Annotated in this window: 7 protein-coding genes and 3 pseudogenes; 1 reads left to right on the forward strand and 9 read right to left on the reverse strand. The window is 47.2% G+C overall.

What is annotated here, in order from left to right:
• Window positions 1–141: 141 nt before the first annotated feature.
• The 8 genes and pseudogenes from JWJ90_RS02805 to JWJ90_RS02835 form a co-directional block, all read right to left on the reverse strand.
• Complete coding sequence (locus tag JWJ90_RS02805) at window positions 142–1,182, reverse strand: capsular polysaccharide export protein, LipB/KpsS family (protein ID WP_205225656.1); 1,041 nt, start codon at window positions 1,180–1,182, stop codon at window positions 142–144.
• A 39-nt stretch (window positions 1,183–1,221) separates the two neighbouring features.
• The gene (gene cysC / locus JWJ90_RS02810; protein WP_205225667.1) at window positions 1,222–1,824 is read right to left on the reverse strand and encodes an adenylyl-sulfate kinase; all 603 of its coding nucleotides are present in this window, start codon (window positions 1,822–1,824) and stop codon (window positions 1,222–1,224) included.
• A gap of 65 nt (window positions 1,825–1,889) precedes the next feature.
• Window positions 1,890–2,003 (reverse strand): annotated as a pseudogene (locus tag JWJ90_RS23890) (UDP-glucose 6-dehydrogenase); the annotation flags it as partial.
• A 91-nt stretch (window positions 2,004–2,094) separates the two neighbouring features.
• On the reverse strand, window positions 2,095–4,155 hold the full coding sequence (locus tag JWJ90_RS02815; protein ID WP_205225657.1) for a capsular polysaccharide biosynthesis protein: 2,061 nt from the start codon (window positions 4,153–4,155) through the stop codon (window positions 2,095–2,097).
• Window positions 4,148–5,608: a glycosyltransferase family 2 protein gene (locus JWJ90_RS02820; protein WP_205225658.1), complete on the reverse strand. Its 1,461-nt coding sequence runs from the start codon at window positions 5,606–5,608 to the stop codon at window positions 4,148–4,150. Before JWJ90_RS02820 ends, JWJ90_RS02815 begins: the two co-directional genes overlap by 8 nt.
• 79 nt (window positions 5,609–5,687) lie before the next feature.
• Complete coding sequence (locus JWJ90_RS02825; protein WP_205225659.1) at window positions 5,688–8,354, reverse strand: glycosyltransferase; 2,667 nt, start codon at window positions 8,352–8,354, stop codon at window positions 5,688–5,690.
• 11 nt (window positions 8,355–8,365) lie between these two features.
• On the reverse strand, window positions 8,366–8,839 hold the full coding sequence (locus JWJ90_RS02830) for a YhcH/YjgK/YiaL family protein (RefSeq protein WP_205225660.1): 474 nt from the start codon (window positions 8,837–8,839) through the stop codon (window positions 8,366–8,368).
• Window positions 8,840–8,901: 62 nt separating this feature from the next.
• Window positions 8,902–10,057 (reverse strand): annotated as a pseudogene (locus JWJ90_RS02835) (IS3 family transposase).
• A gap of 66 nt (window positions 10,058–10,123) precedes the next feature.
• Between JWJ90_RS02835 and JWJ90_RS02840 the strand changes: the two are divergent.
• Window positions 10,124–10,414 (forward strand): annotated as a pseudogene (locus JWJ90_RS02840) (transposase); the annotation flags it as partial.
• 52 nt (window positions 10,415–10,466) lie between these two features.
• Here JWJ90_RS02840 and JWJ90_RS02845 read toward each other — a convergent pair.
• Window positions 10,467–11,360, reverse strand: coding sequence for a WcbI family polysaccharide biosynthesis putative acetyltransferase (locus tag JWJ90_RS02845; protein ID WP_205225661.1), 894 nt, complete (start codon window positions 11,358–11,360; stop codon window positions 10,467–10,469).
• Window positions 11,361–11,679 lie beyond the last annotated feature (319 nt).

The raw sequence follows: 11,679 nt of genomic DNA on the forward strand, positions 1-11,679 counted from the left end.
TTTGCCCCCGCCAGTAGAACCAATCACCCCCGTTGAAATTAACCTTATGGACCCGGTGTCCAGCCTGGCGGAGTGCTCTTCCCAGGTGATAAAAAAAGGGGGAGCAGACCCCCTGAAGAAGAAGAAAGGTCCGCCCTGATCTCATCGCACCCCCACAATCCGACGAATAAAAAAGCGCTTGAGATGACGCCACCAGGGCGTGCTTTGTCCTGCCTTGTTGCGCCATTGAAGAAGTTGATCCATAGCTTGTTCGGCTGAAATCAGTTTATCGCTGGTGCGACTCAGATAACAGGGATAGAGGAGTAAGGATCCGGCCACAAGTGCATCAAGTGACAGGTTTCGACCACGTCGTGCATGGGGGAGAATATCTTGGGTCAGGCCCCAGCCGGAATAAAAGGGGTGCCCATAGCAGGTGACCGGTTTCTTGCGAAGCAAAGCCTCAAATCCCGCCAGGGAGGTCAGAACATGGACTTCATCGACCTGGGGTAGAATGGTGGACATGGCCACATCTATAATCTGTTGGTCACAGAGAGTCTCGGCGTCCTGTTCGTTTGCTCCCTGTGCACGCAAGCCAGCAAGAACATCGGGATGAGGTTTGTAGAGTATGTATGCATCGGGATTTTTTTCTCGGACTGCCTGTAGGAGTTCCATGTTGGTGCGAATACCCGGCGCACCATAGGCCAGCGAGGCATCGCTTTCCACCTGACCAGGCACAAGAATAACGCGTTTCCCCGTTGCAGGTCGTTGCCAGTGATTGGCTCCTATGTTGTATTTGGTCAGACCTTCCTGCACGATCCGTTTGCGAAAACGGGCGGCTCTGTCAAGGATCTCCGCGGTGAAATCGGTATGGGCAAGAATATGCTCCAAATCCGATGGTTTGGTGGCGTCATAGTAAATGCCGCGATGATCAATAACCCAGGACATGGGGCGAATGAGATCAGCTCCCAGGCCGACAGATCGGAGAAAGCCGTCTTCGACTCGAATGACACTTGCGTTTTTTGGCAATTTTCCTGAATACGGGCGCATTCCCCAGATGATCACAGTTCCTGCAGCAGGGACCTGAGATGCATTGGAGATGAAATGAATCTGGGCTTGAGGAAAGCAGCAGCGAACAACCGGATGTTTCCACGAAGAAAAATTAAGGGCGTAGAGCCAGATAGAATCAGTAGTGGGATTTCCCATAGTTTTAAAATATCAGGAGAAAAACTATATAAGAAAAAGTCATTGGCGAGACAGGACGAGGCGCAGAACTTTTTCAACACAATCCTCAACAGTCTCTTCGTGGGTTTCCAAGACCAAAGCCGCGTTTTGCGGTTCTTCATAGGGAGCGGATATTCCGGTGTAGTTCTTAATTTTTCCCGCTCTCGCTAATTTATACAATCCTTTAACGTCCCGTCGTTCACATTCAGCAACCGGACAATGCACAAAAATTTCCAATAATTTCTCTTCACCGACGATATCACGGATACGTTGTCGATCAGCACGCATCGGAGAGATAAAGGCGGCCAGGCAGATGATACCGGCATCAAGAAAAAGTCGCAGCATTTCAGCTATACGACGGTTGTTCTCCGCTCGGGCTTCTGTTGAAAAGCTTAGATCTCCACATAAACCGTGCCGCACGTTGTCGCCGTCAAACACATATGTCAAGTGACTAAGAGCGTGCAGACGGTCCTCAACTGCATGAGCAATTGTTGATTTACCGGATCCGGAGAGACCGGTAAACCAGAGGGCCAGACCCTTCTGCCCCAACAGTTTTTCTCTATGTTGCTGAGTTATATTTCCTCTATAGAGAATGGCGTTTGGAGATATTTGTTGATCGGACATGGCAAGGTATTCCCAAAGGCTAAAAGAAGTTAAAAGAGGTGAAAAAATTAAGATTATTCCAGGTGTCAATTTGATCCAAAAAGATCTTTGGTAAACACTTTTTCTTGAACATCTTCAAGTTCAGGACTGTGAAGGTTCGTAACAATCACGTCTTCCTGCTGTTTAAAGGTATCCAAATCATTCGGATGCACTCCGCAATGAAGGCCTTCCTCGTTGTATTGGTATTGGAATTAACAATTGAGGACATGATATTCGGTTATTTAGTTTGTCTTAGCGCAGACTACTTCGCTCTTCATTTTTTTTGAGAACGGCCAAAAGATGTCGCTCAATGCGTTGATAGAAACGAATCGCTCGAGTTTTGAGACTAGCCGTTTGTGGAGCGTGTTTATTTGCCGCCAACCAATCGAGCAAATGTTCTACGGCGCACACCTGTCCGTTCCCTGGATGGACATAGGTAGGGTACAGGATCAATGTCCCGGCAATGAGTTCGGCCAAATTGAGTTGTCGCCCACGCCGCGAGCAAGTCAGACGGTCTTCAGTAAGTCCCCAGCCAGCGTAGAATGGGAGGCCATACGTCGAGACCTTGCAGCCTCTCAGTAGAGCCTCAAAACCGCTTAATGAAGTCATAGTGTGGACCTCATCAACGACAGAGAGCAGGCTATCCATTGATAGATCAGTCACAATTTCATCAGCATACAGCAGTGCTTCTGCAGAGTCTATCATTCCGGTACGATTGCCTGCAAAAACATCAGGATGAGGCTTGTAGGCAATATATCCATCCGGCCTCGCCTTCCGGACAGTACGCAACAGTTCAAGATTCGTTTTGATTTCCGGGGAGCTGCGCAGGACTGATGCGTCATCCTCGACCTGTCCTGGAATCAGAATTAATGGTTTCCCACTGTTCAGGAAAGCTATTTCGCCCTGATTACCGATATTGTACTTGGTGAGCCCATTGGCCAGGATATGTTTATGGAGTAACTCGGCGCGTTTGAGCAATGGTTCATTGAAAATGGTTTCACGTAACAGTGTTTCCAATCGACTAGGACGGAAGCCATCGTAGTAGATTCCTTCGTCATCCAGTGCTAAAGAGCCGGGACGAACCAAGTCCGACCCCAAGCCAACTGAACGCAGGAAAGCATCCTCCACTCGCAGTATCTGCACCTGCTTGCTCTCAGCCTTCAATCTGAGCGGAGCAGTTTCTTTTGAGGACCAAAGCGCCCAACGTTCATGTCGTTTCTGCGCCTGCTCAAGAGCTGTATCCGCATTTTTTGCAAAACTGACAGCTTTTTTTTCCTGCGAGAGAAAGGCTGGCAGAAATTTTCGTTTCCAGGGAGCAACCCCACTGCATACAGTCTTCCCACGTGTCAACAACCAATGTCGCCGTCGATCCGAGAGGAGAGGAATGATATCTTCAATCTCGCAGCGCTGTTCGGTAATTGGATCGACATAACGGGCGTATTTCAGGTAGGCAGCAGCGAAGAGTTCGTCAATGGAACAGCTGCGGGAGCGGCGGGAGCAAATTTGTTCATCAGCCGTTAACCCCCAACCGGCATAAAAGGGCATACCGAAGCAGCGTACTTTCTTACCCGCCAGGAGTGCTTCGAAACCCAACAGACTGCTCACCGTGTACACCTTGCTCACACCATCGAGCACCGACCATGGGTTCACCTGGGCGGTCAGGAGTTGAATCCGGGCGAACTCGGGGATTTCTCCCAAGTAGCCTTCTCGATGCCCAGCCAGAACATCGGGGTGGGTTTTAACGACAATTTCTGCCTGAGGATTTTCGTCCAGTGCGGCCTCCAACATTTTCCGAAAAGAGGTCGCATCCGCCATGGCACCTGTCACTGACATGTCACCATAGGTTTGGTCTATGACCAGTACCCGTTTTACATCTGCAGTCGGCCAAAGTTGTTTATCAGGTGCGTTATTGTATTTACTGAGGCGCTCAGTTCGAATTTGCGTGCGGACAGACCGAGCGCGTTCGAGTAAATGAGGATCAGACCAGCGACCTTGTTCGAGCCATTGTTCCAGTTGAGAGGGCTGGCGAGCATCATAATAGATCCCCACTGGATCGACTACCAGGCTCAGTGGCGGTTCCCCGTCACGTCCTAGCCGGACAGAACGGAGAAATCCGTCTTCCAGGGCAACGTAAGGAATTCCCTTTTTCAGCGCAAATTGTCTTGCCCGCTCAGCTGTTGTTTTGTGTCCCCAGCCAGCTACAGCTTCATATCGTGCACGACGATTGAACTCCCAGTGGTCAAATTCAGTTGTAAACTGTTCTCCATGCGGGATTCGACGTATGCCAGGTGAGATTATCAGAATTTTACCCATTCTTTTTCCTTATCTGCTGCACACAATAATCGATATCCTCAAAGGGAACTTGTATTTCCTGTGGGGCAAGAAAACTCCGAGTGGAGGAAGTGAATGGTTCCAGTTTCGGTATCCTTTTTGTCCTTAGTCGGTCAACATGCCACCGATTCCAGGATTCCCAGTATGCCAGACGGCTTGGTGACATTCCATCAGCATTGTAACCGGTTTTTTGGGCCGTCATTAAAGAATCGGGGTGATGTGATCCCAGGGTGAGAGGTTGCATGATTCGTTTCATCCTTTGCGGACCAAAGACCAGCTTGAGACGGGCGAGAAATTCACTATCCGCACCGGTACGCACAGGATCCCAGGCACCTGCTAATTCAAGTACCTGCTGTTTGCGAAATAATGGAGAGGCTGGATTAAGACGCATCAGTGGGTAAACCGGACGGGCGTAATATATGCCATCGTCCTGCATTCGCACCCAATAGGAGGTCGTAAAAACCAACTTCGAATCTGCAAGCAGCGGAGCAACCTGACGTTCGATTTTGAGCGGATGCGCCCAATCATCAGAGTCATGGCAGGTGACAAATTCACCCGTCGCACATTCTAGACCAATATTTTTTGCGACGTATGTGCCAACGTTACGTGGCAAACGAAGGAAGCGAATTCGATGATCTTGTGTTGCCATATTTTGAACTATCTGCCCGGTGGTGTCGTTACTGGCATCGTCGATCACAACCAGCTCGATATTACGATAGGTCTGATTGAGAAGTGACTGAATTGCACTCATAATTCTTTGAGCGGAATTAAACGCGGTCATGAGCACACTCACCAGTGGCCCCTGAACTTCGGGTAAATCTGCCGCGGAGACGACATTTAGCGGTGACGGTGGTGCCTCAGCGTTGACAAGAGAGAGTTCTGATACCCCCCTGGCGAGCAAAAACCGATTGAGACCAGCCAATCGATCCGCCGGGGACAGGCTCATTGCCGCATTATCGAGAAAAAGGCTATACTCAGGGGGAGCTGGGACTTCACCTAAAGCAGATAGCGTTGCAAGCAGGTCACGCGCCTGGGAGATACGCCCTAAGCGCTGGCAAATCCCAACCCGGAGTAAAACCGCTTCAGGTACATTTTCCAACAGCCCCTGGGCCAGCTCAGGATGAAATGCTGCCAGACCTTTGGCCAGGAGAATTTTTTGTTTATTCGACCTCCGGTGTTCCAGCCAGAGAGATGTTTCTTGTTCAGCCTCCGTTTTACGGCCACAGGCGGCCAGGGAAATAGCGCGGGCAAGGCCGCCACGCCAATTTTTTCCTGTATAGGTCGGTGATGCCGATACGGTCTGGTGCATATCAAGCCGACAACAGGCGTACAGTTGATAGGCATTATCCAATGGGGCTAAGGAGGTGCATTGGGCAAGAGCCTGAGAAAACTGTTTTTTATGGTAAGCGCGAAAAAAAAATAATGTTCGTAGCATGTTAATTCAACGGCAAGCCCGGTGGAATCAGGTATAGACCTTAATTCGTGGTCAAGTACGAGGACGACAAACTATAAATTCAAAAAAATTCCCAATTGAGTGTGTTTGCCACCGAAAGTGCATTGGCCCCCAGCTGTTTTCTTTGTGACATAGTTAATGAGGTTGCACGCTCAATAACATTACCCAGATCCGTTTCATCGGAATACAGAAAACCGTTCCAGCCGTCCACCACATAAGCAGGAATCGTTCCTTTGGCTGGCGCAATCACCGGTCGACCACAAGAAAACCAATGAAACAGTGAGCCTGATGTTAAAATGTCCCGATATGACAAAAAACCGTAATCGGCCGCATGCATATAGCGTTCAAGCATCTCCAGGCTTAATCGCTCTCTCTTGATCATCAACCGAGGGTGCCTTTGCTTCTGTAGCCATTTTTGCAGCGAAGCACCGACAACCCTCCCAGCAACAACTACCTGCATTGTATTTTCAGAAGACAAACTGTTCAAAAGAACGGGGAGAGTTTCCTCTAAACCTTTGTAGTCTCGAATCAGGCCAAGATGACATAATACAGTCCCTTGCGCATCAATGCCAGTGACCTTTCTTGATAGCTGCGGATCATCATCGATATATGTCGGGGTGGTATAACGACCATGTTCAACCAGACAGATTTTATCCTGGTAGTCGAGCCATTCCAGTAGTTCGACTGCCAGAGGATGATGCAGATAAATTCGGTCAACCAAGGCCGCAAGTCGCCTCCGGAATACACTTTCAAACGCAGGCTTGTATCCATCATGGCTAAGCCGGTTATGGACCGTCCAATAGAGAGCAAACCCCTTCTGTTGCTGCCTGGTCAGCAGCTCCAGAAAATCATCCACCCGTTTGGTCAGCTGGCTTGCATCGCAATCTTTTAAAATTGCCTGGATCCAGTGAATATGGATAACATTCTTTCTTCCGGGCAGAGGTGAGAGTGCCGCAAGATCTGCAACTGTTGAAGCCGCAGTAACCTGCCCACCTTGATCGACAATTGTCCGATACAATAGTTCAGTATAACTATTGGAGGAACGATAATCCGGAAAGAAAATCAAGCGTATATCACTTGTCGCTTTCAGATCGGAAGTGGTTGCTCCCCTCATGCAGCCCAGTAAGGTTATCATTTCCTTCAATGGTGCGGTAAAACGGTAGACAGATTGCAGATGTTGCCAAAACCAGCGGGGGCTTTCCGCAAAGAGAGATTTGAGAATCACCTTCTCCAATGGCCCGTAACCAGCCAAGCGGGCCCAAAATGCACGAAGCGAAAGCCATTGCCGTTCCCCTGTCATTGCGTACCAATCAAGACAGGCAAAATCAAAAAGACGATACAGTCGGTCTCCCACCGCTCCCTTTATGTTATGTACCAAGTCGACCATAACCGAAAGTAAGCCATCACTTTTTCCATTCCACTGGGCAAGTAAGGGGCCCCATTCCAGTGGTGCACATCCCAGAAACTTTTGACAAAGTGCTGTCAGTAATTCCTGTGCCGCAACCCCTGCCTGCCAACCACGCTTCAACGAACGCAGCAGCCAGCAGATTCCACTTCCATAATCGTGGGCTGTGAGCAACCTATGCGCTAGTGCTATATCCATTGCCAGAGGCTGATGGTAGCTTGAACTTGCTTGATAAAGAAGCCCTGAATATTTTCTCAGAATTCGCTGGTCGAAGTGTTCCTGTTTCGATTCTTCCTGTCGATGCCAGTAGGATTCGGGGTGCTGCAGGTACAAACCAAGAGCTTCCGGCAGGAAATAAAAGGTTTCCCCCTGCACCCCGACTCGCAGCCAAAACTCCCAATCAGCCGAAGGGCCGTAATTTTTTTCATTGAACTCACCATAATCGGCGTGCAGGCGCCGTCGCCAAACCGGCATGCAATGTGGCAAATTTCGAGAGACCGCGCCGCAGTCATTTTGCTTTACAAGGCCTTGAACAGCATAGCGCCCTCCCGGTACATTACCGAACATCTGTGGGCAAGCTGTCGATTTATTCCATGGCAGGTTGGGTTGGTCAGTAGCAAATAATCGACTACTTGCAACGGCCACATCTGGATGCTGATCAAGGCAGGCACACATACGCGCAACATGATCAGGCGCACGACGATCGTCCAGATTTGCGTTGGACAGATAGGGGGCAGTGGCCAGTCGAACTCCGATATTCCAAACCTGATATAATCCAGGATCGTGTTTTAGATTGATGTAGATTGCTCCAGGATGGTGCCGGACATGGTCGATCAGCGCTGAGTGCTCATCCCCCGGAGATCCAGGCCGGATCAGGAAATGTTCATAGTTGTTGTACACCTCCAACTTCCTCATATTTTTGAGAAAGCTGTCCAGGTACGTATCAGCAGAGAATACCGAGCTGACCAAGCTTACCTGAGGGGAAGCCGTTGTTAGTGTTTGCAGCCAAGTGTTTAGCTTATCATCTGGTGAGTCGACTTCGTTCCCATTTTCTTTGGCGAGTAATTGTTGATGCAGGCAGAAATCGATACACCTGGGCGGTTGTCGAGGCGCAATATAAATGTGTTTGTAATTGAGTAAGAGACGACGGGAAAGAGCTTGGGAGGAACTGATAAAAATAAACTCTTCATTTTTATCGATAGCAAAATTATTTACTGCCTCTACCTCTTGGTTTAGAGATAGCTGCCGCACAGTAAGTTGGAGGAAAAGGCGCCAACAACTGATATATGTTTCTGATAAAGAGGATGTATCGAGAAAAAGCAAAAGTTTTTATCCTAAGGTTGCAGCGACTCTATCGGCACCTTGACGACGACCTTTTTAACCATTTTACTTTCTCCCTTTCCCTGCAACATAGGCATGTGAGCATCACCTGGGAACAATAGGGTAAAGTAGCCTGGATCATTATTGACATGCGTACAGGCCGTATCAGGGCGATGGTAAAAGGTACGATCCAGTTCGGTATCATAGGGGATTTTTATCTGCAGGGTCTCCCGGTCGAACCAGTCAATTCCCTCACAACCAGACAAGGTCACCTGGATATCAACAAAATGATCGTGGGTTTCCAGAACGGATTCTTTCGTCCCCCGGGTCTGATAGCTCATGACACTGGCGTAAAGCCCATCGCTGTGAAGCAGTACTTTTTGGGCAAGTGGCGTCTCTGATGATAGACCGAGTAGATAGTCAAAAGCTGTTTTCCAAGGCTCACCAGAAAAGTAAAGGTTCCAGTTTTCAAGCTTGTCATGAATCACAATACATCTCCGTTCGTTAAACCTGGTTAGATTGACGTGGTCAAATAAAAGTGGACAGTTTGTTAAGCTGCTTTTTCCCAAAGTTTCTGTTTCTCAAATTCCATAGGGGACATATACCCCAGGAAGGAATGACGACGTCTGCTGTTGTAAACCATCTCGATGTAATCGACGATATCGTGCCTGGCATCAGCTCGGCTGAAATACGTCGTTCCAAAGGCCAACTCCATTTTGAGAGTACCGAAAAAACTTCAGCCACTGCATTATCCCAACAATCTCCTTTCCTACTCATACTGGGTAGTGTGCCATGTTTTTTGAGTAACTATTAAAAATCATGACTGCAATACTGAGAGCCTCGGTCAGATTGAAAGATGAGACCTCGTGGCGGTTTTCGTCGCCAGAGCGCCGTGATGAATGCATCTATGACCAATTGTCTAGAGATACGTTTGTTCATTGACCAGCCCACAACGCGACGGGAATGAAGATCAAGGACCACCGCCAGGTATAACCATCCCTCGGATGTCCAGATGTAAGTGATGTCTCCAGCCCAAACGCAATTCGGCGTGGTAATCGAAAATTTGCTGTTCAGAAGGTTGAGGGCCACGGGAAATGTATGCTTGCTGTCGGTTGTGGCCTTAAATCGTTTTCCTTGTTTGGCGGCAACACCTGCCAGTTTCATTAACGTTCCAGCCTTATGCTTGCCGCAAGGAAACCCGAGAGCATTGATCTCGTGGGACATCCTCCGGCTACCATATCCTTTGTTTGCTCATGGATAGAACGGCCCCTGGGAATTAACTTGACACGCTCCTGCTCCTGTGCAGATGGCTCCCTTTTTTCCAACAATAATATCCACTGCGGCTGACTTGCATGACTTTACACAACAAGACCAGCGGGAAAGCCCTCTTCTCGTTATCGATGAAAGAAAATATCAAATCGATTCTTTCGCGAAGAAGGCAGTCGCCTTTTTTAAGATCTCTCGCTCCATCCGCAGACGTTCATTTTCTCGCCGCAAATGCATGAGTTCGGCTTGTAACTGAATCATACTAACCGCAGGCGGATTTGCTGCAGACTTTTTTACTTTAACCCACCGTTGAAGTTGAGAGGCGTGAATACCGAGGTTCCGGGGGACGCTTCAGAAATTTTATATTCCTGATCCGTAACCAGTTTCACAACCTCTTCTTTGAATTCATCCGAAAATTTCCGGCGTGTCGATTTTTCCATGTGAACACCTCCAAAGAGCATCCTAAACGCTCTTGACTTTGTGTCCACTTTTTCTGTACCAGGTCAGAAGCAATCATCCGAGTGGTACAGGACAACCATTCCTCACACATTTCAAAGGAAACGATGAAATACCTGGCTACTAGACCCGGGAGATTTGAATTTATCCATACACCAAAGCATGGTTCCTGGCTTAATCTGGTTAAGTGCGCTTTCTCTAAAATGGCACGTACCTTTTTGCGACACCTCCGCGTGACTTCGAAAGAAGAATTGAAAGAGCGAGTACTTCAAGGAATTGCTGAAATCAACGAGCAACCGGTCCCATTCCGTTGGAGAAAATTCGATTTAGAGTTAAGCTGAGTTTGTAATGCTATTTATGAAACTAACTACTAGGAAGCAAAATTTGTCGATGTTAATATCCAATAGCTTTCCTCTTTTCAATTGCGAAATTATAAATATCTCCTAGGGCAGATATATTTTTATATGCATATAACTGATTATCGACATACTCTTCAAGAGTATAAACTTGATGATTTTCTGGATCAAGTCTATTAGCGTACAACTCATCATCTTTTATAACTGAGTCCATTATTGACAGAACAGAGCTATCAATTTTGGCTTGGCTTTTATTCAAATAGTCAGGAACTTTATAGCAGTTCGCTAATGCTTTTTCATCAATAGAAATTGATAATTGATCATATACAGCCTTAGCTACATAAATTAGGATTTCATTATTTGGATGATTAAACACATAGAACATTCTTCTATTTAGAAGATTTTTACGGATATATTCACTCACATTGATATCAAGGAATTTTTCCTTTGCCCTTAACCTTTCAAGTGAAATATCAATTTCAGAAATAACCTCACTTCGATTTTTTAATCTAGACAGCATATCAACTGTATCTAATGTTGAATAATTGTTAATGGCTGCCTCAACTAACCGAGAGTCATGGTAATCCCCTATTGTACCTTTAAGTGTTCCGCCAGTTGGCAATCTTAAATACATTAAGTTTGGAAAGTATCCGTCAAAGTGTATTGATGGAAATGAAATATATTTTTTTAAAGGAAACTTTGTTTTTATATTATCTATACACAATTCACCAAAACTACTCCCGATGGGTTGATGAATAATGATTTCAACATCATCAATTTGTGCAAAAAGCTCCTCAGGCTTATTTTTGTCCAATGTATGAACAGCAGGAATTTTCTTTTTTGTAATCGATGGAGAAAGTCGGTCTATAAAATTTGACAAAGGCGATGACTGGCAGTTTGCAATTACTGCGAACTTTGATTCTGATTTCAATTTCCCCTCTCTTTAAAAAATAGTTTTTCTGCAGAATCTGTGGGTTGGCAGCAGGGCAAGCGCATGAAATTCTTAGCCAGCAAGCACACTGTCTGTAACCGATCACGGGGTCTAATTTTTTCGCTGGCGTCGTAAGCCAGCATTTGCTACGGTGCTGTTATGGAAATCACAGCACCTATGTACAAAATTCGTGGTCGCCACCTCAACCAGCACGATCTGGATGAAATTCGTCAGATCACTGCCGACCATTGGGATAAGGGGCGCACGGCGATCTCAAAAATTCTCTGCCAGCGGTGGCAATGGCGACAACCTAATGGCC

The organism is Desulfobulbus rhabdoformis (assembly GCF_016919065.1).
GTDB classification, from domain to species: Bacteria; Desulfobacterota; Desulfobulbia; order Desulfobulbales; family Desulfobulbaceae; genus Desulfobulbus; species Desulfobulbus rhabdoformis.

Coding starts and splice junctions, on each gene's coding strand:
- JWJ90_RS02815 (WP_205225657.1), bottom strand. CDS start 4,155: ATGGGTAAAATTCTGATAATCTCACCTGGCATACGTCGAATCCCGCAT.
- JWJ90_RS02820 (WP_205225658.1), bottom strand. CDS start 5,608: ATGCTACGAACATTATTTTTTTTTCGCGCTTACCATAAAAAACAGTTT.
- cysC (WP_205225667.1), bottom strand. CDS start 1,824: ATGTCCGATCAACAAATATCTCCAAACGCCATTCTCTATAGAGGAAAT.
- JWJ90_RS02805 (WP_205225656.1), bottom strand. CDS start 1,182: ATGGGAAATCCCACTACTGATTCTATCTGGCTCTACGCCCTTAATTTT.